21 protein-coding genes and 3 tRNA genes are annotated in these 22,904 nt (G+C 64.6%); 2 read left to right on the top strand and 22 right to left on the bottom strand.

The genetic code is table 11. The features are described 5' to 3' along the window. Positions 1 to 167 precede the first annotated feature (167 nt). Complete coding sequence (locus tag NIBR502772_RS04780) at positions 168 to 974, top strand: exodeoxyribonuclease III (RefSeq protein ID WP_141139291.1); 807 nt, start codon at positions 168 to 170, stop codon at positions 972 to 974. A gap of 34 nt (positions 975 to 1,008) precedes the next feature. Further along, complete coding sequence (locus NIBR502772_RS04775) at positions 1,009 to 2,007, top strand: hypothetical protein (RefSeq protein ID WP_141139290.1); 999 nt, start codon at positions 1,009 to 1,011, stop codon at positions 2,005 to 2,007. Between the two features lie 37 nt (positions 2,008 to 2,044). On the opposite strand, the gene NIBR502772_RS04770 is transcribed toward NIBR502772_RS04775, so the two are convergent. The 22 genes from NIBR502772_RS04770 to NIBR502772_RS04665 all read right to left on the bottom strand — a co-directional run bounded on the left by NIBR502772_RS04770 (position 2,045) and on the right by NIBR502772_RS04665 (position 22,888). Continuing rightward, the gene (locus NIBR502772_RS04770; RefSeq protein WP_141139289.1) at positions 2,045 to 3,097 is read right to left on the bottom strand and encodes a LacI family DNA-binding transcriptional regulator; all 1,053 of its coding nucleotides are present in this window, start codon (positions 3,095 to 3,097) and stop codon (positions 2,045 to 2,047) included. 145 nt (positions 3,098 to 3,242) lie between these two features. Next, on the bottom strand, positions 3,243 to 4,220 hold the full coding sequence (locus NIBR502772_RS04765; protein WP_141139288.1) for a carbohydrate ABC transporter permease: 978 nt from the start codon (positions 4,218 to 4,220) through the stop codon (positions 3,243 to 3,245). Then, entirely contained in the window at positions 4,217 to 5,182 is a 966-nt protein-coding gene (locus NIBR502772_RS04760; protein WP_056348751.1) for a carbohydrate ABC transporter permease, read from the bottom strand. Before NIBR502772_RS04760 ends, NIBR502772_RS04765 begins: the two co-directional genes overlap by 4 nt. Before the next feature lie 93 nt (positions 5,183 to 5,275). Further along, entirely contained in the window at positions 5,276 to 6,613 is a 1,338-nt protein-coding gene (locus NIBR502772_RS04755) for an ABC transporter substrate-binding protein (protein ID WP_141139287.1), read from the bottom strand. A 286-nt stretch (positions 6,614 to 6,899) separates the two neighbouring features. Beyond that, positions 6,900 to 7,271 carry a hypothetical protein gene (locus NIBR502772_RS04750; protein ID WP_141139286.1) on the bottom strand — a complete coding sequence of 124 codons (372 nt, stop codon included), beginning with the start codon at positions 7,269 to 7,271 and terminating at the stop codon, positions 6,900 to 6,902. A gap of 105 nt (positions 7,272 to 7,376) precedes the next feature. Next, complete coding sequence (locus NIBR502772_RS04745; RefSeq protein WP_141139285.1) at positions 7,377 to 7,988, bottom strand: hypothetical protein; 612 nt, start codon at positions 7,986 to 7,988, stop codon at positions 7,377 to 7,379. Beyond that, entirely contained in the window at positions 7,985 to 8,569 is a 585-nt protein-coding gene (locus NIBR502772_RS04740; RefSeq protein WP_246848768.1) for a DUF6286 domain-containing protein, read from the bottom strand. Before NIBR502772_RS04740 ends, NIBR502772_RS04745 begins: the two co-directional genes overlap by 4 nt. Positions 8,570 to 8,643: 74 nt before the next feature. Beyond that, positions 8,644 to 9,021 (bottom strand): hypothetical protein, encoded by a 378-nt coding sequence (locus NIBR502772_RS04735; RefSeq protein WP_141139284.1) that lies wholly within the window; start codon positions 9,019 to 9,021, stop codon positions 8,644 to 8,646. Beyond that, the gene (locus NIBR502772_RS04730) at positions 9,018 to 9,209 is read right to left on the bottom strand and encodes a hypothetical protein (protein ID WP_111907359.1); all 192 of its coding nucleotides are present in this window, start codon (positions 9,207 to 9,209) and stop codon (positions 9,018 to 9,020) included. The genes NIBR502772_RS04735 and NIBR502772_RS04730 overlap by 4 nt, the downstream gene beginning before the upstream one ends. Continuing rightward, a complete protein-coding gene (locus NIBR502772_RS04725) occupies positions 9,206 to 9,688 on the bottom strand; it encodes an Asp23/Gls24 family envelope stress response protein (protein ID WP_141139283.1) in 483 nt (160 codons plus the stop codon). The genes NIBR502772_RS04730 and NIBR502772_RS04725 overlap by 4 nt, the downstream gene beginning before the upstream one ends. A gap of 71 nt (positions 9,689 to 9,759) precedes the next feature. Then, complete coding sequence (locus NIBR502772_RS04720; protein ID WP_141139282.1) at positions 9,760 to 11,436, bottom strand: glycoside hydrolase family 32 protein; 1,677 nt, start codon at positions 11,434 to 11,436, stop codon at positions 9,760 to 9,762. A 120-nt stretch (positions 11,437 to 11,556) separates the two neighbouring features. Further along, positions 11,557 to 13,152, bottom strand: a complete 1,596-nt coding sequence (locus NIBR502772_RS04715) for a glycoside hydrolase family 68 protein (RefSeq protein ID WP_141139281.1) — start codon at positions 13,150 to 13,152, stop codon at positions 11,557 to 11,559. A gap of 456 nt (positions 13,153 to 13,608) precedes the next feature. Beyond that, a complete protein-coding gene (locus NIBR502772_RS04710; RefSeq protein WP_141139280.1) occupies positions 13,609 to 15,168 on the bottom strand; it encodes a glycoside hydrolase family 32 protein in 1,560 nt (519 codons plus the stop codon). Continuing rightward, positions 15,165 to 16,217, bottom strand: a complete 1,053-nt coding sequence (locus NIBR502772_RS04705) for an ABC transporter ATP-binding protein (protein WP_141139279.1) — start codon at positions 16,215 to 16,217, stop codon at positions 15,165 to 15,167. The genes NIBR502772_RS04710 and NIBR502772_RS04705 overlap by 4 nt, the downstream gene beginning before the upstream one ends. After that, a complete protein-coding gene (locus tag NIBR502772_RS04700) occupies positions 16,214 to 17,176 on the bottom strand; it encodes an ABC transporter ATP-binding protein (protein ID WP_141139278.1) in 963 nt (320 codons plus the stop codon). The genes NIBR502772_RS04705 and NIBR502772_RS04700 overlap by 4 nt, the downstream gene beginning before the upstream one ends. Continuing rightward, positions 17,173 to 18,198, bottom strand: coding sequence for an ABC transporter permease (locus NIBR502772_RS04695; protein WP_141139277.1), 1,026 nt, complete (start codon positions 18,196 to 18,198; stop codon positions 17,173 to 17,175). The genes NIBR502772_RS04700 and NIBR502772_RS04695 overlap by 4 nt, the downstream gene beginning before the upstream one ends. Before the next feature lie 8 nt (positions 18,199 to 18,206). Beyond that, positions 18,207 to 19,184, bottom strand: coding sequence for an ABC transporter permease (locus NIBR502772_RS04690; RefSeq protein ID WP_141139276.1), 978 nt, complete (start codon positions 19,182 to 19,184; stop codon positions 18,207 to 18,209). A 109-nt stretch (positions 19,185 to 19,293) separates the two neighbouring features. Next, on the bottom strand, positions 19,294 to 20,967 hold the full coding sequence (locus NIBR502772_RS04685; RefSeq protein WP_141139275.1) for an ABC transporter substrate-binding protein: 1,674 nt from the start codon (positions 20,965 to 20,967) through the stop codon (positions 19,294 to 19,296). Positions 20,968 to 21,045: 78 nt separating this feature from the next. After that, on the bottom strand, positions 21,046 to 22,149 hold the full coding sequence (locus NIBR502772_RS04680; protein ID WP_246848696.1) for a LacI family DNA-binding transcriptional regulator: 1,104 nt from the start codon (positions 22,147 to 22,149) through the stop codon (positions 21,046 to 21,048). Positions 22,150 to 22,527: 378 nt separating this feature from the next. Continuing rightward, a tRNA-Phe gene (locus NIBR502772_RS04675) sits at positions 22,528 to 22,603 on the bottom strand. A gap of 48 nt (positions 22,604 to 22,651) precedes the next feature. Next, positions 22,652 to 22,725 (bottom strand) — tRNA-Asp (locus NIBR502772_RS04670). 90 nt (positions 22,726 to 22,815) lie between these two features. After that, positions 22,816 to 22,888 (bottom strand) — tRNA-Glu (locus tag NIBR502772_RS04665). Positions 22,889 to 22,904: the final 16 nt, after the last annotated feature.

Below are 22,904 nucleotides of genomic sequence, written 5' to 3'. Positions count from 1 at the left end.
GCCGTCGTCGGCATTTGTTGCGGCACACCGTCCCGGGGCACTTTGACGTGGATCTGGGCCCTCAAAACGCGATTCGACGGCGTGTCCGCGCCATAGTGCCCCGTCTTCGCGGGCACGTTCCAGCCACGGCAACGCCTCCGGGCAACAAGTTCGGTAAGTTAGGGACTGTGAAGATTGCTACCTGGAATGTGAACTCCCTCCGTGCCCGCGCCGACCGTGTGGAGGCCTGGCTGCAGCGCAGCGATTGCGACGTCCTGGCCATCCAGGAGACCAAATGCAAGGACGAAAACTTCCCCTGGGAACTTTTCGAACGCATGGGCTACGAGGTGGCCCACTTCGGTGTGAACCAGTGGAACGGCGTGGCCATCGCGTCCCGGGTAGGCCTGGAAGACGTCGAGCGCACCTTCCTGGACCAGCCTCCGTTCGGGAAAGAAGGCAAGGACCCCGTCCAGGAAGCCCGCGCCATGGCCGCGACCTGCGGCGGCGTCCGGGTCTGGAGCCTCTACGTGCCCAACGGCCGCTCCCTGGACGACGAACACATGCCGTACAAGATCAAGTGGCTTGAATCCCTGAAGACCCACGCCCAGGGCCTGGTGGCCGCCGACCCGACAGCTCAGGTAGCCCTCATGGGCGACTGGAACATTGCGCCGTTCGACGACGACGTCTGGGACATCGACCTTTTCGTCAATAACAAGTACACCCATGTCAGCCCGCCGGAACGCGCTGCGTTCCACGCCTTTGAAGAGGCCGGATTCAAGGACGTGGCACGCGAGTACACCCCCGGTCCCGGCGTGTACACGTACTGGGATTACACCCAGCTGCGCTTCCCCAAAAAGGAGGGGATGCGCATTGACTTTGTCCTGGGCTCCCCCGCGTTGGCGGCCCGCGTCACGGGCGCGTCGATTGACCGCGAGGAACGCAAGGGCAAGGGCGCCTCGGACCACGCCCCCGTTCTGGTGGAACTGGCGGACTGACGGCTGCGGCCGGGGCCCAGGAAGGGAGACTGTAATGACGGGAAACCTCTACCGGGGCCAGGCCGGGCTGCCGTTCTCCTCCACCCTGCGCGTCTACGAACCGCTGGAAGCCTTCCCGGAAGGACAGCGGGAGGCCATCCGGACCGCCGGTGCCCGCACAGCCTCGCGGGCCGCCGTCGAAAACGCCGAACTGCTGGCCTCGCTGGGCCGGATCACCCGCTCCGGCGGGGATCCCTTCCCCACCGGGCGGACGGATCTGGTCCGGGTCACGAGCATCCCCGGTGTACCCCCCGGGCGGACCCCGCAGCCAGGAACGTCCGACGCCGGTGCTGCCGCCGGCCCGGGTGCCGAGTCAGGCTTGGGTACCGGGATAGGCGCCGGTTCCGGCCTTGGGCCTGACGCTGGGGGCGACAGTGGGGGTGACGCTGGGTCCGGGCGCGTCCTGCTGTACTGCCCCAGCCAGCTGGTCCTGCGCGCCGGCCTCGCCGCCAATGCCCTCATGGAAGGCATCCACGGCCCGCTGGCCGAAATGCTGATTCCGGAGGAGCAGCGGGACAAGCACCAGGAACGCATTGACCAGGTCAAAGCCCGTGACGGCGCCATCCGTGTGCATACCCGCGCCTCCACGTGGGGCATCCCCTTCAGCTGGTTCTCGCTGTTTATGGAAGGCGACCATAAGGACGTGGTGGAATCGGGCGGGCGCATCCTCACCGTCCGGGTGTGGGCTCCCATCACCGAAGCCATGGAGCGGGCACGGTACGCCGTGGCCCACCTGGCGCTGGCGGCCCCGGACCTGGACATGCTGGACGACCTCGCGCAGCTGACCGAATGGCTGGAGCAGTTCCACGTCAATTCCATGGTGGAACTCGACTACGGCGCCGTGGCGGACAAGGTGTACCCGGACGAGTCGCCCATGGACATCCGGCTGGGCATCGAATGCCTGGCAGAGGGCGACATGACGGGCGCCGCGGCGGCCTACCGCAGGCTGGCTTCCCGCTGGATTCCCATCCGGCAGCTCGCCCGCGCGTCCTGACCGAGGCTTCCTGGATCAGATGCGGCGCCGCGCCTCCTCACGAAGGAGGCGGCGCCGTCGTACTCCTGACGATTAGCTGGTGGGGCGCGACGGCGGACCGGACCGCCCCGACTGTGCCGTCCAGTTCATCGATGAGCATCTTGGTGGCCAGCTCGGCCTGTTCGTCGGGCCGTTGTCCCACTGTGGTCAGGCCCATCGCGTCGGCGAAATCGTGGTCATCGATGCCCACCACCGAGAGGTCCTCAGGGACCCGCACGCCTACGCGTGTGGCTTCGAAGATGACGCCCATGGCCATTTCGTCGGAGGCGCAGAAGATGGCGGTTGGCTTGGGGCCTGACCGGGCCCAGAGGCGGCGGAAGGCCTCCTGACCGCTGCGGACCGTGAAGTCTCCCCATTCGTCCCACTCGGGGCGGGTGGGCAGCCCGGCTCCTGCCATGACGTCCTTGAAAGCCAGGATCCGCACGCGGGGAACGTCGAAGTTAAGGTCCGTTTCGTCGTCGCCGTGCAGGAGGGCAATGTCGCGGTGGCCGAGGTCGATCAGGTGCCGGACGGCGGTGGAGGCAGCGGCGTAGTCGTCGATGCCGATGTACGCGCACTCCTCGACATGACCGCCCACCACGATCAGCGGGATATCAATCTTCTGGAGATGGTCCAGCTCCTCGTGGCTGAGCGCCATACAAAGGACAAGCAGGGCGTCAATCTGTTTGTAAACCATGGTCTTGCTGAACAGGCGTTCCCGGTTGCTGCCGTGACCGCCCAGGTTGAAGAGGGAAAGATTGTAGTGGCGGGCGTGAAGTTCGCGGTCCGCGCCCTCAATGGCCTTGGAGAAGAACCAGCGGCTCACGAACGGTGCCAGGACGCCAATGGTCTTGGTGCGGCCGGTGGCCAGACCTGACGCGGACGACGACGCCACATAACCCAAAGCACCCGCCACCTCGAGGATCTTCTCCCTGGTGGCGGGCGAAACTCTGGGAAGCCCGCGTACGGCCCGGGAAACGGTGGCGGTGGAGACGCCTGCGGCTGCTGCCACGTCCTCAATGCTGACGCCGCTGTGGCCACCCCGTTGAGACCTCTCAGCCATGCGTGCCACCGTTTCCCCTCATGGGTTCCAACCTAATTTCCGCTATGCAGTTGCCCCCAAGCCATGCTAGGTTGCGGGCCGCCCGACGTTACAGTGTTACCTGCCTGCCTCCCCTTGCGTCCGATCAGCCTACGCGGATCAGCCCATAGCCCGGTCAGCCCTTGAGGCCGCCGGCCAGGAGACCACGGACAAAGAAGCGCTGCAGGCCAAGGAACACCGCCAGCGGGACAATGATCGAGACGAACGCGGCGGCAGGGTTCAGGAAGTCCCTGTTGCCGCGGGTACCGGAGATCTCAGCGAGCCGCTGGGTGATGGGCGCTACGTCCGCCGTTCCACCCGAGAACACCAAGGCCACCAGCAGGTCATTCCAGACCCACAGGAACTGGAAGATGGCCAGGGATGCCAGAGCCGGCACGGACAACGGCAGGATGATCCGCCAGAAAATGGTGGTGTGTCCTGCCCCGTCCACCTTCGCGGCCTCGATCACTTCGCCCGGGATCTCCGAGATGAAGTTATGCAGCAGGAAGATGCCCAACGGGAGTCCAAACATGGTGTGGGCGATCCACAGCTGGGCATAGGACCCGGGCGGGAGCTTCAGGACCTGCGTGAACAATGACAACAGCGGGATGAGTGCCATCTGCAGGGGAATGATCTGCAACGCGAACACGAAGATGAACGTAGCCTCGCGGCCCCTGAAGTTGCCCCAGGCGAAGATGTAGGCCGCCATGGAGGCGAGCACCAGAACAAAGACGGTCACCGGGATGACAATCGCCAGGGAGTTGATGAAGTACTGCGAAAGGTTCGCAGACTGCGATCCGGCTGCTGCCGTGACGTCGACGTAGTGCTTGAAAGTAAAATCCCAGTCGGCAAAGAAGTTCCACCAGCCATCCGAGCGCGGGCCCACCTGCTTGGCCGCGGGACGGATGGAGGATACCAGGAGACCGAAGGTGGGCACGGTCCAGATCGTCGCAATGATCACGGCGGCCGCAGTGGCCCAGCGTGACGTGAGCTTGGTCTTGACGCGCCGCATGATCGGTGCGGAATCCTCCGGCGTCGCGGGACGGCCTTTGTCTTTGCGTGACTGGGTCCGGGAAGAGTTGGCCGCCTCATCCGGCGCTGGCATGACGGTCATCGGATTTCCCTTTGCTGACGAAGTACGCGGGCGTTGTAGACCACTATGGGCAGGACGAGAAGGAACAGGACGAGGGCCAGCGCCGCACCCCTGCCCGGTTCGCCGGCGCGGAAGGCCTGTGTGTACATCTCGTTGGCGATCACGGACGTGTCATAGTTGCCCGCCGTCATGGTGCGGACAATGTCGAAGACTTTCAGGGTGGCGATGGTGATGGTTGTCAGCACCACCACCAAAGCGCCCCGAATACCGGGAACCGTCACATTGCGGAACTGCTGCCAGGGGTTGGCACCGTCCAGGCGCGCCGCCTCAACCAGTTCCACCGGCACGCCCTTGATGGCAGCGGAGAGGATCACCATGGCAAAGCCTGTTTGGATCCAAACCATCACGATGATGAGGAAGATGGTGTTTTCCGGGGCATCAAGAAGGAATTGCTTGGGGTCCATGCCCAGGGCAACCCGCACAGCGTTAACGACGCCAGTCTGTTCAATGCCGGGGCCGCGGTAGTCGTACACAAGCTTCCAGATGATGCCGGCGCCCACCATCGAGATGCCCACCGGCATAAAGACCAAAGCTTTGAGGGCATTTTCGCCGCGCGCCTTGTCAATGAACACCGCGTAAGCGAGACCGAACACCGTGGACAGCAACGGCACCAGAACGGTCCAGATCACCGTGTTGCGGAGGGTGGCCAGCGCCTCGGGCTGGGTAAACATCCAGACGAAGTTATCGACTCCGTTGGGTTGGCCGGAGGCATTCGTGAATGCCAGGAATGATGTCTGCACGGCGGGATAAACCAGGCCGACCAGCATCAGGATTGCCGCCGGCGCCAAAAAGCCAACGATCGTCAGTTTGTCTTTGACTGATTTGGGAGCCCTGTCCACAATCAGCATGATCAGCCCAATTAGCGCGGCAAAAACCGCCAAGGCGATAAAAACTTGAAGAAATTTTCCTCCAAGAAACTCCATTGCCCAACCTCCGTGGTGTGCGTGGATCTGTTTGTTCGGAATCGACATCGCGCCCTTGGGACTTGATGTCCCAAGGGCGCGATGCGAAGGAGGTTAGCTCTTAGGCCAGCTGCCTTCGATGCTGTCGGCAACCTGCTGGGCGGGAGTGCCGTTGATCCATGCAACGATGCCCTTCCAGAAGGAGTTGGAGCCTACAGCGCCCGGCATCAGGTCAGAGCCGTCGAAGCGGAAGACGGTGTCCGGATCCTGGAGCAGTGCGATGGACTGCTTGTCGAGTTCCGTCTGGGCACTCGCCGGGTCCAGTCCCTTGTTGGCACTGATGACGCCACCGAGCTTGACGCGGTTGTTGGCGAACTCGGCGCTGGCCAAGTAAGCCAGGAAGGCCTGCGTCTCCGGGGTGTCCTTGTAAGCGCCCACCATCTCGCCGCCGCCGGTGATTGCCTGGCCCTTGCTGGGGTCGATCGGAGGCGTCATGAAGGCCCAGACGTCGCCATCGGGAGCCACAGCGGTCCCTTCCGGCCAGTTGGCTGCCTGGAAGTTGGCCTGGTGGTGCATGGCGCACTGGCCATCGAGGACGGGCTGACCTGCCTGCGCGAAGCCGGTGGTCAGGATTGAACGAACGTCGCCAAATCCGCCGTTGACATAGTCGGAGTTCAGGAGGATCTCGCCGGTCTGGTTCAGCGCATCCACAATCTTGGGGTCGTTGAAGGGAATTCCGTGCGTGACCCACTGGTCGTAGACCTCGGGGCCCTGGGCGCGGAGGACAACATCCTCGACCCAGTCAGTGCCCGGCCAGCCAGTCGCTTCGCCGGATTCGAAGCCGGCACACCACGGCTTCATGGTGCCGTCATCGGCGATCTTCTTGGACAGTGTCAGCATTTCGTCCCAGGTCTTGGGAACTTCCCAGCCCTTGTCCTTGAACGTCTTCGGGGCGTACCAGACGTAACCCTTGACGTTCGCGAGCATCGGTGCCGCATAGAAGGTCCCGTCCACCGTGCCGTACTTCTTCCAGTCAGCGGACCAGTTCTTGTCCACAAGATCCGAGACTGCCTTCGGAGCCGGCTTCAGGCCGCCTGCCTTGGCCTGATCGGCCAGGAGGCCTGGCTGCGGGAAGATGGCGACGTCCGGGGCGTTTCCAGCCTTGGCCCGGACACCGATCTGGGTCTCGAATTCCTTGCTGCCCTCGTACTTGATGGTTGCGCCGGTGCATTCCTCAAACGTTGCCCAGGCGGTTTCCAGATTGGTAGCTTCGATGTCCACGATGGTGGAGTAGACGGAGACGGTCTTGCCGTCGTGCTTGCCGTAACTCTCGTAGGGAGAGCAGTCACTGCCGGTGGTGCCGCCACCGCCCCCGCCGGGACTACAGGCTGTCAGGGACAGTGCCAGAATTCCGGTGGCAGCAACCGGAAGCAGGTATTTGCGGTTTTTCATGCTGAGGACTCCTCGGTGAGTTACAGAACTTCAACAGGTGAGACTAAGGTGACGTACGTCATCACGTGGTGTGAATCACACACTAATCGAGCCCAGGCCAGGAATGCAAGCGCTTACACACGTCGTGTCCGAAAGGAGATCTAGGACGGAGAACTGCGGAAGGGGGCACCTCAAGTTGTCCCCAGAGCAGAGATATGCCCCTTCAGGAAGGACTTCCTGAAGGGGCATATCGGTACGGCAATCGGTTACGCTCGCGGAATATGAGCCCGTTGTTCTACTCTTGGGCCTACTTGCCGCCCTTGAACAGACCGGCGATCTTTGCGCCAAAGCCCTTCACGTTCTCGGTCACGCTGCCGGCCAGTTCCTTGGCATTTTCAGCAACATCGCCAGCGAGTTCCTTGGCGTTCTCAGCCACGTCGCCGTCGAGGAACTCCTTGACGTTTTCTCCAGCTTCGGCCGCGAATTCCTTCACGTTCTCCGCAGCCTCGCCAGCGAATTCCTTCACGTTCTCCGCAGCCTCGCCAGCGAATTCCTTCACGTTCTCCGCAGCCTCGCCAGCGAATTCCTTCACGTTCTCCGCAGCCTCGCCAGCGAATACCTTGGCCTTTTCTGCCGCGCCTTCGTTTGCCGCTCCGCTGCCAGTTACTTGCTCGCTCATGGTGTTCTCCTTGATTCCCCGGTTATTCCATCCGGGCAGTGGTGGTGGCCCGTTGCCTGGCTAAATTCGCCGGCATCGGCACGAACAGATGTCCCCCGGATCACACTAACGGACGCGCTCAGCGCGGCTGAACCGTGTCCTGGCCCCAGCACCAATGTGAATCAGGACGGGTGTCCGTTTTCCCACCACTTGGTCCAAGGCGTCCACCAGGGCAGAGACCTCGGCCGCAAGGAGATGCGGCGCCACGCCCTGGCGCGGCTGGAGCCGGATTTTCAAGGCAGGGCCGCCCTGGACATCGTATGTAGCCACCGTGGCACCCGCCAGATCGGGCCGTTCAGCCAAGGCGTGCTTCAACGCCTGTTCCGCTACTCCACCGCTGATCCGGACATCCCCGGCAACTGTCCCGGGATCGTACTCGGCCACCAGCAAGTTGCTCCGGCCTTTGCCCTGCTGCGCGATCCAGGCAACCATCAGGCCGATCAGAACCACCAGGGCAAGCGCCATCACAATCCAGAGCCAGCTTTCCGGACGTCCCGGAAAGCGGGTGTTGTCGAAGGCCTGGCTGACGCTGCGCCAGGCTGATCCGGACCAGGCATGCCACCAGATTGCCACGGGTGGAACGGTGGCCAGCAGGACGAGCAGGATGCCCACGGCAAGCAGCTTGAGTCCGAGGATGCCCAGCAGGATCCTGTTGAGGAGCGTGGGTGTGGCGGTCATGCTCCAATCACTCCTACGGTGGAAATGTTCACGCGGACGTCAGGTTCCGGGACCAGAGACATCCCGCTGAGTTCGTCCTGGACTGCGGCCAGCACCGCCGCTTCCGCTACTGGAACCCCTGAGGTGGGGCGCACGTTGACGATAATCTGCCGCCGGGACACCACCACCATGACCTGCTCCGGGGTGACATTGGCAACGAGCCGTGCGCTGCGTGCCAGGGCGGAAGCGATGACCTCGTCATCGACCACCACGGCGGACGAAGATCCGGTGCCGTTCAGCGTGGTGCCGTTCAGCACGTGCCGGGCGCGTCTTCCCGGCAGGATGGCGTTGAGCAGGAAAAACAGTCCCACCATCGCTACGACGGCGCCGCTCGCACCGAGCAGCAACGGCGGGATACCCGCCGGAAGTGCAATGATGCGCTCCGCCGCCAGCTGTGGTTCGATCAGCCAAGCCGGCTGTCCGATGGCGTGCACGGCCGCTTCGAGAAGACCGTAGCCGGCCAGTCCCATTACCAGTACGGCCGCCACTGTTGCCACCGCTGCCCGGGTGGAATGGGTTTCCCGGTAAACGACCCTGCGCATGTCAGGTTGCGGCTGGGCCCGGGCGCGGCTTGTTGGCCTCGAATCCGCCAGGTCCCCGTCCACTGTTCCGCCGCTCACTGGACCCTGCCTCCCTCGATCGGCTTAACGCCGCTGATACGGATATCCACCCTGCTCAGACGGGCACCGCTGAGGGCCGTGACCGTCGAAAGGATCCTGGCTTTGGCATCAACCGTCCGGTCCCAAATGGAACCGCCGAATGTGGCGACCCGGCCTGCGTCCCTGAGCACGGTGGCCAGGGGCGGGATCCTGATAGGTGACACCAGCGATAACGCCAGCAGACCGTCGTCGTCCGTCCAGTCCGCCCGGACATCATGGGGATCCACACCGAGGGCCTCCGCGGCCGCTGTCCTGGCAAGGCTGGTCAGTGCCTGCGTGCTGATGCGGTTGTGGCCGCTCAGGACCCGGCCCTGGATCGGTGCGGCTGACGTCATGACGAGGAGCGCCGGCCGATGATGGCATCCAGGACGCCGCGCAGGTCCAGTTTCCCTTCCGCTGCGCGGCCCAGGAGGGCGCCGATGGCCATAAAGAGGAGCGAGACCAGGAAGCCCCACAGCCCGAACTGGAAGGACATAAACGCCACGAAGGCGCCCATGGCGATGCCCACAACGGTCAGATTCACAGCAGTGCCTCCCTCTCGGCGACGGCGATGGCGGGGGCTCCGGCCTTCGCCGGCGGCGCCACATAGACATCGGTTATTTCGACGTTCACCTCAATGACCTGCAGGCCGACGAGTTCCTCGACCGCGCGGTAAACGGCTGCCCTGACCTGATCGGCCAGCGAATGCAGGGGCGACCCGTAGGAGGCCACCAGGCTGATGTCCACCGCCACCTGCGTCTCACCCACCTCGGCACGGACGCCTGCAGCGTGGTCCGAACTGCCGACGGCGTCCCGGATGGCTCCCAGCGCACGCGACGGAGCCGACCCCAAAGAATAGACGCCGGGCACGGCACGGGCAGCAATGCCGGCAACTTTTGCCACGGCGGTCTCAGCGATCACGGTGCGGCCGTGACCGGGAACGGGCGCCTGGCTGGCGGCATGGTTGCTGTTAGCATGCTGGCGCTCGACGCCCGCATCGGGTTGTGGGTTCTGGTATTCCATCAGACACTTCCCCTTCTGTTGTTCCCAACCCTATCCCCTGCGTGTGGGAACGCACGGGAATCCGTGGCGAGTCAGGCCAGCTTCCGGCCGGTCAGCGTGAATCCGGTCTTTCCGCCTTCGCTGAACACCGACGTGTCAGTGGTGGACCAGTCGGGCAGGAAAAGGTCTGTGACAACAGTGCCGCTTCCGGGGGCGAACACTTCCACCGAGGAGGTATCGAGCAGGATCCGCAGCTTCAGTTTTCCGTCCACCAGTGGGACGCTCACCTGGTGGTAGGGGCTGAACTTGTCCGAAAAGTTTGAGGTCCCTGCCCCGGACCGGTCAACCGTCAGCGTGCCGGACTGCGCCTGGTAGCGGATCTTGAGCCCGCGCAGGTTGATTCCGGCCTCCGCAGCACCGTCCGGTGTCAGTTCAACATCAAGGAGTTGGGACCTGGAGGAGAAGTCCTCCCCCAGCGGCTTGCTTTCATCGGCAACGGTGAGTTGCCGCTCGGAGGCAGCTCCGCTGGACAAAACTCCAGCGGGGGCAGCGGCGATGGACGAGCGCAAGGCGGGCCTGCCGCCGTCGTCGTTACCGTTGCTGCTGCCACCGGAGAGCGTCAGTTCGCGGGGAATTGCCATGGCGCCGCGCCACGGGGTGGTGGGCATCTTCTGGGCGTAGTCCCAGTTCCCCATCCAGCCGAAGAGGACGGGCTTGCCGCCGGGGGCTCCGGAGATGGTGGTGGCGGCGTAGAAGTCCGCGCCGTAATCCACCCATTGGTGGTCCTGCAGCGGAGCGTCCGGACTGGCGGCACCCTGGGCGCGGAACGTCACGCCGTCGAACTCTCCCGTGAAGTACTGCATCCCTGAGCCGCCGGCTATGCCCCCTGGGTTGATGCTGAGGAGCATGACCCAGCGCCGCTCGTTGGTCCCTTCGACGGGAACCTCCAGGAGTTCAGGCATCTCCCACAGTCCGCCCTGGGCGCCGACACCGGAGAAGTCGCTGAGGAAGTCCCAGTGCAGCAGGTCCTTGGATTTATAGAGCTTCACCACGTGGTCGTCGGCCACGACGGTGGTCATGACCCAGTATTGTCCCGGCTCGTACCAGGTGACTTTGGGATCGCGGAAGTTCAGCGAAGAGGGTTGCAGATCCACCACCGGATTGTCCTGGTACTTCTTCCAGGTGCGGCCGTGGTCAAGGCTGTACGCGACGGACTGGGCCTGGGAGCCCTTGGGCAGCGGGGCATTTTCCTTGTACGCACTCGTATATAGGGCGACCATGGCCGGCTGGTCCTTGCTGCCCAGCCCCGAGGTGTTGTCAGTGTCCACCACGATCGAGCCGGAGAAGATTTCCTCGGTCTCCGTGGCCTCCATGGCCACCGGTTCTTCCTCCCAGTGCACCAGGTCGGTGCTGGTGGAATGGCCCCAGGACATGTTGCCCCAGTCGTTGCCCTTCGGATTGTACTGGTAGAACGCGTGGTAGGTGCCGTCTTCGTACACCAGGCCGTTGGGATCATTCATCCAGTTCTTTGACGGCGTCAGGTGCGCCGCAGGACGCCAGGGATCGCCGGCCGACGGCGTTGCGGCACCTTGGGAGGAACCCTCAGGAGGGTGGCTCCCGGCGTCGGGATTCACGTTCTGCGAATCAGGGGTGCAGCCGGCGGCTGTCACCGCCAGGAGCAGGGCGACGACGGCGGAAAGGGCCGGTCTGCTGGACCTGCGTCTGTCCGGGCTGCTCAGGTGCGGCCGGGAAGCGGCGAAGAAAAGCATGGGGATCCTAAAATTTGAGGCGGGGACGCCCGTGAATGTCACGGACGTCCCCGTTTACTGATTTCGCCCCGGTCAGGGGAGGTGCTGGCTACTGCTGGTGCCGGTCACCGGTAATGCCGGTCACTTGTAGTGGCCGGCACCGCCGACGTTGAGGTTGGTGGGCAGGTAGCCGAACGGGCCAAGGCCGTTCTGGCCGAAGGTGCGGTCAACCTGTGAAATTCCGTCGCGGAAGTTGATCTTCACGGTGGGTGACAGGGATCCGCCGCGGACACCGTTCACGTTGTCGATGAAGGACTGCACGAGGCCGCCCGGCTGCACGTAGTGCGAATAGGCCTGGAACTGCCGGCCATTCTGGCTGGGGGTTGGCCTTTCCGGGGATTCGGACGGCAGGTTCAGGTCCGTCGGCGAGGCCAGGGCCAGGCCGCTGTTGTTCATCGGCTGGTAGTCCGACCGGATGCCGTCGCCGGCGAAGCCGTAGACGCCGTCAGGGCCGCGCATTCCGGCCGCGTAGGTGAACTGGTGGCTGATGGTGAACAGGTAGTACTTGTTCTTGCCGCCTTCGTTCTGGATGAAGATCTGCGGGCGTTCCGTCTGGTCGTTGACGCAGTTCGCGGACAGGATAGGCGGCAGGAAGGACCACTTGGTCAGGTCCTTGTTGTCCGCGACTGCCAGGCCAACGTTGGCTGTCTGGTAGTAGGCCCCGATGCTGTTGACCTCGTTGAGGCTCTCGGCGTTGGGGTCTCCCGGCTGGTAGCCGAGGTCCTCGGCCTTGCACTCGTATTCTCCACGGGTGCCGCCGGTGTTGCCTTCGAAGACCATGTAGGTCTTGCCGGGGTGTGCCGGGTCCTCAAACGTGTACGGATCGCGGAAGGCGAAGCCGGGGTTCTGGGCCTTGTTCTGGTACATCTCGCCGTCGGGCTCAAGGAGCTTGGTGTGCGTGAAACCGTCGAAGGTGACGCCGTTTTGGTCGGCGTGGATGTTGCCGAGCGCCTTGGCGATGGCAGCGTCAGGGGCGATGCCGCCGCCGCCGGCGTTCCGCTCGGCCACGTCGTAGAACGTGGTGGCCGTGTAGAACACGTTGACGTGGTCGCCCTGCATCAGGCGGGTGGAACCGGACCACTCGGTGTTGCCGATGGACGCGCCGTCAGCGAAGACGTGTCCGCCGTAGTTCCACTTGTCCGTGGCCGGGTCAGCGTTGGTCTTGCGGAAGAAGTAGCCGATCCGGGCGTTCCAGTGGCGCTGGTCGAAGCCGTAGCCAGCGTCGCGGTCGGCGACGAGGGAGAAGATGACGTCCCAGCCCTTGTAGCTGATCTGGTTCGCGTTTTCGTCCGTGAGGGACCAGGTGTCCCAGACCCAGACGTCGTCATTCATGGCGGGGAAGTCTTCGGGGATCTCCGGCATGGTGACGTCCGGGCTCATGGAGTTCACGCCGGGAGCCACTGTGGAGTCGCTTTGGGCCATGATCTGCTTGGCGTCCGCGCGGGTCCACTTCGAGGTGAAGTCCGACGCCGGGTCATAGGCCTGCTGGCTGTGCGTGCTGGGCAGGGGGAAGCCCGGGGTGGGGGCCGGCATCTGCTGCGCGGCCGGCGGATCCGCCGGCTCGTTGGCCTGCGCTGAGGGAACGGCCAGGAAGACCGATGCCACTACGGCTGCAGCCAGTGCCGCGGCGGCAGGGCGCCACCGCAGCATCCGGACAGGTTGGGGGTGCTTGTGCATTTTTGCTCTTCTCGCGGAGTTGTAACTATTCGTGGAAGGCGGGCTGGTGCCCTGTTCCCCGAAACTCCAGCGACCCGACGACACAACAGGCGTCATCGAGGACGCCGTTGTATCGAGGGATACGGGGCTTGGGTAGGGCCCCGTGCGTGGCCAGGAACGATATCTCTTCCCTGGCCCGCCTCTACGCTAGGCACCCGGCGAGGGCCTGCCAAACCGTGTTTCACGACCGAAATGCCACATGTCAGACATTTGATGCAAGCGCTTACATTAGCTGATTGCGCGCGCGTGACACATTGGTTTGCCAGCGTCAAATGTTTCGGTTCGAATCTCTTTTGGTGAGAAGATTCACGTGCCGTTTGCCTGCTTTTCCCCATCGGTTGCTCCGTAACGGCCGTTTTGAAGCCCCAAAAGGGCCGCTACGGAGCAAGCGATGGGGTGCCGGGCGGCAGTGGGTGGCTAGGGGAACAGCGGGCGCGGCCCCCGAAAAACGTCGTCCATCCGCCAGGCGTCGAGCCGCCGCAGGCGCACGTTCCCGTCGGCGGACAGCCGCACGGCTGTCCCGCCAAGGGTGGGATAGACCCGGGCGGTCAGGGGCTTGCCGTTGGCGAAGATCTCGACGGCGGAGCGGTCCACGAGGACCCGAAGGTGGAGTTTGCCGCCGGGAAGCTTTACCGGTCCTGACCGCTCCTCCGCATCCACAGAGTGGTCCAGGCTGCTGCCCGAGCGGTCCAGCCGCAGCCACGATTCCCCGCTGCCTCCAGCGGCGCGGCCCACCTCGATGACCGTCTCCTCGGCGGGGCTTTGGGTTCCGGCCGGAGTAGCGCCGGAAGCCAGGATCCCGAGCCGGAAGACACTCCCCGGCTCCAGTTCAACGTCCAGTTCGAGGTCCAGCTGGTTGCCGGACACGCCGGCGAGAACGTCGCAGCCGGCCACTTCGCGCGGCCCGATCATGATGTGGTCCCGGCGGAGCGACTCGATCTCCGGGACGGGCGCAAAGGCCAGTTCCCCTTCGGAGTCGAGGGTCGCCACGCGCGGCAGGCTCATCACGCCGGACCAGCCGGCCTCCACCATCGCCTCGTCCGTCCGGCCCTCCTGCAGCCAGCCGAACATCACGCGGCGGCCGGCGTCGTCGGCGAATGACTGGGGCGCGTAGAAGTACCTGCCCCCGTAATCCAGCCGGCGCAGCTGCCGCGGGGTGTACGAATCTCCGGCATACCGCCCGGTCCAGTACAGCGGGTGCCGGGTGTCGCCGTCGTCCCAGGCGGAAAAGACGAGCACATCGTCGGCCGCACCGCCGTCGGAACCGAGCACCCCGGGGCCGGCGCGGAACAGGTCCACGCACTCCCACATGGTGCCTTCCCAGTCCGTCGCCGCAGGATCGCCGGCGGACGCGTCGCCGATGAACAGCGGCCCGATGTAGTCCCAAGTCCGGAGGTCGGCCGACTCATAGAGGAACGCCGTGCCGCCCCGGCCCCGGATGCCGGAGCCCACCAGCTGGCGCCAGCGGGAGCCCTCGCGCCACACGCAGTGGTCCCTGTAGGCGGTGACGTCCACCCCGGCCGGCGGGGCGGCGATCACCGGGTTTTCCGGGACCTTGGTCCAGGTGAGCAGGTCCGGCGAGCCGACGGCCACACACGGAAGTTCGTGTTCCCCGCGCCGGCCAGAATACACCAGGGTGGGCGTGCCGCCGTCGTTCACCAGCACCCCGGACCAGCAGCCGTCAGCGTCCGGCGAGTCCTGCCCGTCCGTGGGTTCCAGCGCGATTGGCTGGTCCGTCCAGGTGACCAGGTCCGTGCTGGTGGCGTGGCCCCACAGGATGCGGTGGTGGAAGGCGCCCTCGGGGTTGTACTGGTAGAAGAGGTGGTAGGTGCCGTTCCACTGACTGACGCCGTTGGGATCGTTGAGCCAGCCCGCTGGCGAGACGAAGTGGAAGCGCGGCCGGTGCGGGTCCGCCTCGGCGCGGACCACGAGTTCGTCCTGCGGCACGGTGGCCAGCGGATGGGTCAGGCCGGTCATGCGGAAACCCTTTCTTCCAGGGGGTCGGTCGCCAGCGCGTGGCCGGCTGCGGCGGCCGGCGGCCGGTACAGGTGGCAGCGGACCCAGTGCCGGTGGGCAGGATCGCCCACCTGGTGCCGCACGGGTTCGGCGGAGGAGCAGCGCTGCTGCGGGTCGCCGTCGTAAGCGCACGACGCCGGTTCCATCACCGCCGCCCGCAGCTCGGCCCGCTCGGCCGGATCGTAGGATCCGGTGCGGGCCGGGTCCGGTACGGCCGATACCAGCAGGCGGGTGTAGGGGTGGGCCGGGTTCGCCAGGAGGTCCAGCGATTCACCTTCCTCCACGAGTTCACCGGCAAACATCACGGCGATGCGGTCGGCGAGGTAGCGCGCCGAAGCGAGGTCGTGGGTGATGTAGAGCATGGAGATGCCCTTCTCGTCCCGGAGCCCGCGCAGCAGGTTGAGGATGCCGATCCGGACCGAAACATCCAGCATGGAGGTGGGCTCATCGGCCAGGATCACCTCGGGTTCCACTGCCAGGGCCCGCGCGATGGCCACGCGCTGGCGCTGGCCGCCGGAGAGCTCATGCGGGTAGGAATTGAGCATGTCCGGGGTGAGTCCCACGGTGGTCATCAGTTCGTCCAGCCTGGTCCGCAGCTGGTCCGGGGTCCCGGCTTTTCCGTGCACGGTGAGGGAACGAGTCAGGAAGTGTTCGATCCTGTGGACCGGGTTCAGGGAGCCGAAGGGGTCCTGGAACACCATTTGCACCTGTGCCCGGTATTCCTTGGATGCCTGGAACCGGTCCCGTTTCAGGACGTCCTTGCCGTCCAGCAGGATCTGGCCGGAGGTGGGCCGTTCCAGCCGTGCAATGCAGCGGGCGAGGGTGCTCTTCCCGGAGCCAGACTCCCCCACGAGGGCCACGATTTCGCCCCTGCCGATGCTCAGGTCCACCCCGCCGAGGGCCCGCACGGTGGCCCGGGAGAACAGGCCGCCGCTGTGGAAATCCTTCACCAGGCCCCGTACCTCAAGGGCCGGGGCGTCCAGGGCCGGTGTTTCGCTGTGCTTGCTCATGAGTGGGCTCCTTCCAGGGCAGGCTGGTTCTGGACTGTCTGATCCCGGGAAACCGGGGCGACGAAATGCCCGGGAGCTACTTCCCGGAGGTCGGCGATGTTGCTGAACTTCACGCCGTCGGCCAGGCCGGTGAGCGGCACGCGAGGTCCCGTCAGGGGTGGGAACGCTCCCATCAGCGCCTGCGTGTACGGGTGGTGCGGGGCGGTATGGATGTCCCGGGACTTGGCCGTTTCCACGATCCTGCCGCCGTACATCACCGCCATCCGGTGCGAGAGTTCCACCATGAGGGACATGTCGTGTGTGATGAAGAGGACGGAGAAGCCCAGCTGATGCTGCAGGTCCTTGATCTGGGCCATGATTTCCTGCTGTACCACCACGTCCAGGGCTGTGGTGGGCTCGTCGAGGATGAGGAGCGAGGGCTTCAGCGCCACGGCCATGGCGATGACCGCGCGCTGGCGCATGCCGCCGGACAGCTGGTGCGGGTAGGACTTCAGCCGGGCGGGATCGATCCGGACCAGTTCCAGCAGTTCGGCGGCCCTGCGCAGGGACTCCTTGCGGGAGTAGCCGGCATGCGTCGTGAAGATGTCGACGATCTGGTCGCCGATGGTCATCACCGGGTTGAGCGAGTTCATGGCCGACTGGAACACCATGGCCACGTCCTGCCAGCGGAACCGGCGGAGCTCTTCCTTGTCCAGCGCCAGGACGTCCCTGCCGCCGAAGCGGATGCTGCCGCCTGCGATTTCCGCGGGGTCGCGCAGCAGCCGCATGATGGCGTTCGCGATGGTGGATTTGCCGCAGCCGGATTCGCCGGCCAGGCCGAAGATCTCGCCGGCGCCGATGCTGAAGGAGACGCGGTCGACGGCGGTGGTGGACCGGGTGTCGCCGCGGTACTTCACGGTGAGGTCCTTAATCTCCAGGACGGGCTGGTGCGAGCCGAGGGAGGTCTGGGAGACGGTCATGCCGCTGCTCGCTTTCCGGTGGGGACGGGCTTGGTGGGCTGGGGTTTGACGGGCTTGGGTTTCTTGATTTTCCTGAGGCGGGGATTCGTGACTTCGTCCACCGCGTAGTTGATCAGCGCCAGGGAGAAGGCCACCAGCGCGATGCACACGCCGGACGGCACAAAGACCCACCAGCTGCCGGTCAGCAGCGCACCTTCGTTGCCGGCCCAGTAGAGGTTGTTGCCCCACGAGACCGTGCTGACATCCCCCAGGCCCAGGAACTCCAGGCCGGCCTGGGCGCCGATGCCGTAGATGATGCAGGCCAGCAGCGTGCCCATCACGATGGAGGCCATGTTCGGCAGTATTTCGCCGAACATGATCCTGAGCGGCCGTTCGCCGGTGACCACGGCAGCGGCCACGAAGTCCTTGGACCGGATGGACAGCGCCTGTGAGCGCAGCACCCGGGCGGAGCCGGCCCAGCCGGTGACCACCAGGACCAGGATGACGGTGCCGAGCCCGGGCGGCAGGAATGCGGCCAGGATCACCAGTAGCGGCAGGCCCGGCAGCAGCAGGAACACGTTGGTGGTGAGGGACAGGGCCTCGTCGATGAACTTGCCGAAGTACGCCGAGGCCAGGCCCACCAGGATGCCGATGAACGTGGAGGCGAACCCCACGGTCAGGCCCACAAACAGCGAACTGCGGGAACCGTGGATGGTCAGGGCCAGGACATCCTGGCCCTTGGCCGTGGTGCCCAGCCAGAATTCGGCGTCGGGCTCCTGTGATGCCATGCCGGTGATCTTGGACGGGTTGTCCGGGAACAGCACCGGGGCCAGAAGCGCCAGCGCGATGAAGACAAACAAGATGGCCGCGCCGGTCATGGCCTTCTTGTTGGTCAGCAGCCCGTGCAGGAGGCTCCGGTTGGATTGCCGGACGGAAACCGCAGGCGGAAGCCCGGCACCGCCGTCGGGCGTTTTGCCGGTGAGCGGATCTGCGAGGGTCTCGCCGGGCAGGCTGGAAGCGGTGTTTGCGATGGAAGTGGTCATGATCAGTCCTAGTTGCTGCGCACGCGCGGGTCGAGGCGGACGTAGAGGATGTCCACCAGGAAGTTGGCCAGCAGCACGGCGGCCGTGATGGTCAGGAACAGGCCCTGCATGAGCGGATAATCGAGTCCTTGCACGGCGGCCAGCAGCTGGTAGCCGACGCCCGGGTAGGCGAACACCACCTCGGTCAGGAGGGCACCGCCCACCACAAAGCCCAGGCTCATGCCGAAGGCGGTCACGGACGGCAGCATCGCGTTGCGGGCGGCGTAGCGGAACATGATCCGGCCAGGACGCAGGCCCTTTGCCTCGGCCATGGTGATGTAGTCCTCGGCGTTGGTGGCGATCATTGTGTTGCGCATTCCGAGCATCCAGCCGCCGATCGACACCAGCACGATGGTGAGGGCAGGAAGTACCAGGTGCATGCCGACGTCGGACACAAACTCCCAGCTGAAGCTCGGCGCGATGGTGTCGCTGAAGGCGTGCCGGATGGGGAACCAGCCCAGCGTGACGCCGAACAGGTAGAGGGCGCCCATGGCGAGCCAGAAGTAGGGAAAGGAACCGATGAAGATCAGCAGCGGCGGGAGCGCCGAGTCAACGGCTCCCCCGCGGCGCCACGCTGCCAGGATTCCCAGCAGGTTGCCCACGACGGCGGCGATCACCAGTGCGGTCCCGCCCAGCAGGAGCGTCCAGCCCACCTGCGAGCCGATCACTTCCGTGACGGGAGCGGGGAAGCGGGACATGGAAACCCCCATCTGGCCGGTCAGCATGTTCTGGAGGTAGCCGAAGTACTGCTCCCAGAGGGGCCGGTCGTCCACGCCGAGCAGTTTGCGCAGCTGCTCGATCTGTTCGGGCTGCATCCGGTCCTGGTTCCGGGCGAACATCCGGGAGACGGGGTCGCCGGGCATAAAGCGCGGGAGCAGGAAATTCAGGGTGATGGACACCCAGAAGGCAATCAGGTAGAAACCCAGGCGGCGCAGGATAAAGCGCACGGTTTCCCTCCATTCGGGAATTACGGAAAGTTTGGGAGCACACCCGGCGCCGGAAACAGCGCCGGGTGTGCGGATCAAAGTGGCGGCGGGTGGGCCGCGAGAAAGATGGTTACTTGCGCGGTTCCAGCGACGTCAGGACCAGGACCGTCGTGGGCGACTTCACCGAGAGGGTCGCGTAGGGATTGTCCTGGGTGGGCCAGCCGGTGAACCGCGTGTCGTTGAAGGCGCCCCATTCCGGGCCGGAGAACAGCGGCACCAAGGGTGCGACGTCGTTGTATTCTTCCTGGAGTTTGTCGGCGATGTCCTGCTGCTTGGACTCGTCGGCCTCAGCGGCGAACTCGGCGAGCAGCGCGTCTGCCTTGGCGTCCCCGAAGCGGTGGTAGTTGTCGAAGGTTTTGGTGCCCACCGGCTTGACCGTTGTCGTGCCCATGGAGGTGTTGAAGTACTTGTACGGGCTGGGGTCGTTGGCGCTCCAGACGATGCCCGAATCGAAGTCGCCCGTCTCGTAGCCGGCTACAACCGCGGCCCAGTCCGGGGAGTCAACCTTGGCGGTCACGCCGACCTCGGCGAGGTTCTGGGAAATCACGTTGGCCACGGAGAGCCAGTCGGACGAAGAAGCGCCCACGGAGATCTTGAACTCGAAAGGTTTGCCGTCCTTCAGCGTGCGCTTGCCGTCGGTTCCCTTGGCAAGGCCGGCCTTGTCCAGCAGCTGGTTCGCGGCGTCCACGTCGAGTTTGGTCCACGTGCAGTTGTCCTTGACGGCGGCGTTCTTCCACGTTTCATAGTTGCCGGAAAGGCCCGTGCAGTCGGCCGGCTTCGCGTAGCCGCTCATGCCGATTTTGGTCACCTGGTCGCGGTCCACGGCCATGCTGAGTGCCTTGCGGACGTCAACGTCGTTGAAGGGTGCCTTGGTGGTGTTGAGTTGCCAGTTGATCATCGCGCCCGTGGCGGGGAACCAGTACTGGCGGTGTTCCTTGTCCTTTGAGACGAAGGTCTTTTCAATGTTCGGAATGTACTGCGGCGCCCAGTCGACGTCGCCGTTCGCGGCGGCAAGGTTGGCGCCGTCGTTCCCGGCGAAAGCAAGCATCTTGATGCCGGCGATCTTCTGCTTTTCCGGCTGCCAGTAGTTGGGGTTCTTCTTCAGCACGAAGGACTGGGCCTGGAAGCTGTCCACCTCGGTGTACGGGCCGGTACCCACAGGCGTGGCGTTGGCGTCCTTGCCAGGGTCGGCAAGTGCGGACCAGATGTGCTTGGGCAGGATGGTGAGCTGGCCCAGGTCGTAGAGGGCCGGCGACCAGGGCTTGTTGAAGCTGAAGGTGACCTTGTTGGCGCCCTCGGCGGTCACCGTTTCGAGGTATTCATAGCCGCCCTTGATCTTCTTCTGCAGTTCGAACGTGTAGGCCACGTCCTCGGCGACGAACGGCTTCCCGTCGGACCACTTCACGCCGTCGCGAAGGGTGAAGGTGATGGACTTGCCGTCGCCGGCCGCCTGCCACTCCGTGGCGAGCCACGGCACGGTGTCTCCCTTGGCCGGGTTGAAGATCAGAAGGGACTCGTAGATCGACTGCTGCACCATCGGGTTCACCGTGGGTGCGAAGGGGTTAAAGTTCTGGACAAACGTGCCCATGTCCTCGCGGGGAATGGTCAGGAATGCGCTCTCGGCCGAGGCGCCGGTGGCTCCCGTTGTGCCTTGGTTGGCTGAGCAGCCGGTGAGCAGTAGGGCCCCTACGGCCAGGCTGGCCGCCGTGATGCGGGCAGCCCTGAAGAATCGCTGTTGTGTCATGATGGGTATCTCTTTCCTCTCTTCATCGCTGAAGGTGAAGGTGTGGTTGGGGTTTGCTTTTCAGGTAATGATTTGCCGTCAGACTGAAAAGCGTTCTAGCAGCGGACAGTCGACCATTTGCTGATGGGCGATGATCGGCTGTCCTGCTGTAAGGCTTGCGAGTGTCTGGACACCCAGCGCACCCATCTCCTCGAAGGGCAACGCAACCGTGGTCAGTTTCGGCCTGAGGTAGGCCGCAATGAGTTCCTGGTTGTCGAAGCCGATCACGGCGATGTCTTGGGGGATGGCGAGCCCGCGCTCCTTGATGGCGTCGTAGGCGCCCATGGCCATCCGGTCGTTGAGGCAGAACAGTGCGGTTGGCCTGCCTGCCCCGGCGGGATATTTGTCAAGAATCTGGCAGGCTGCCTCGTAGCCGCCGTCCGCCGTCGCGTATCCCGGGACTACAAGATCAGGATCGAGTTCCAGCCCTGCCCCGGCGAGTGCTTCGCGGCACCCCTCCAAACGCCCGATGGCGGCGGGGATGTTCGGATCCAGGTTGATGACACCGATCCTGGAGTGGCCGGCCTGGAGCAAACGTTCGACGGCGACGCGCCCGCCGGCACGCTCGTCCGGGACGATCGAGGGCAGCTTCCCGTCCGCGTCGAAGCAGTTGATAAGGACAGTGGGCACCTCATTGGCGCTTTTCGGAACATGCACGCCCCGGTGGAAGGTGGCCGCATACAGAAGCCCTTCCACCCTCTGCTCCAGCAGCTTTTCAAATGCTGCATCCTCCATCCCCTGGTTGGGTCCTACGGCATCGGCCTGGTCTGAAGGGGCGATGAGCAGGAACCGGCGGTCCAACCAGGCCTGGTCCTGCGCGCCTTTGATGATGTCGACGGCGAACGGTGCCGTGACGATCTCCGTGACAATGCCGTACCAGTCGCTTCGCTGGGAGGCCAGGGCCCGGGCGCCGGCGTTGGGACGGTAGCCGAGCGTCTGGACCGCTTCGAGGATGCGATGCTTGGTCTCCTGCGAGACGCTGGCATTCTCCCGGTTGCTGAGGACGAAGGAAACGGCGGTGCGGGACACTCCGGCGTGCTTGGCCACGTCCGCCATGGTGACGCCACGGTTTGTGGGGACCGCCGCCGTCGTACCGGCTGCGTTTGTCTTCGCTGCCGGTGCGGGTTGGGTGCTGTTCGCCATTGAATGCTCCGGGACTTCTGCGTGGGGCCCGTCAGGTGACGGGCCGGATTCTTTTAACTAACGCGCGTTACCTGCGACGTGTGATTTAGATTACGCGCGTTAGTAGGATCCTGTCAACGGCTGGCGTGAAGAACTTTCAGAACGCCGCGTGCTCGGCCTCGCCGGGTCAGGCGCCCGGTGCGGGCTTCCTTTACGACGCGCAAATTCGCCACGGACACGGAAAAGACCTGGCGACGCCCGAATACGCGCGTCGAAGGAGCATTTGCGCGTCGAAGGGACGGGGGCGCGTCGAAGGGGAGAGAAACGGGCCACCACGGAGCAATCGATGATGCGGTTAAAGAAGAAAAGCACCAGTTCCGAAGAACTGATGCTTCCCAGTGGTGGCTCCGACCGGCGTCGATCCGGTGACCTTTCGATTTTCAGTCGAACGCTCTACCAACTGAGCTACAGAGCCTAGGTGACATGTCACCTTGACCGCCGGAATTTCTTCCGGCAATCAGAGCGACCCTGACGGGACTTGAACCCGCGACCTCCGCCGTGACAGGGCGGCGCGCTAACCAACTGCGCTACAGGGCCTTGATTTTCTTGCTTTGCGGCATCGCTACCGCTTTTTTCAAGGCTTCCAGCTTACCAGACGTTTTCAGCCTGCCAGACCAGTTCCTTGCGTACCCCCAACGGGATTCGAACCCGTGCCGCCGCCGTGAAAGGGCGGTGTCCTAGGCCGCTAGACGATGGGGGCCAGAACCCGTTCGGCA

The organism is Pseudarthrobacter sp. NIBRBAC000502772, assembly GCF_006517235.1.
Lineage (GTDB): Bacteria > Actinomycetota > Actinomycetes > Actinomycetales > Micrococcaceae > Arthrobacter.
This window is presented reverse-complemented; position numbering and strand designations above follow the sequence as displayed.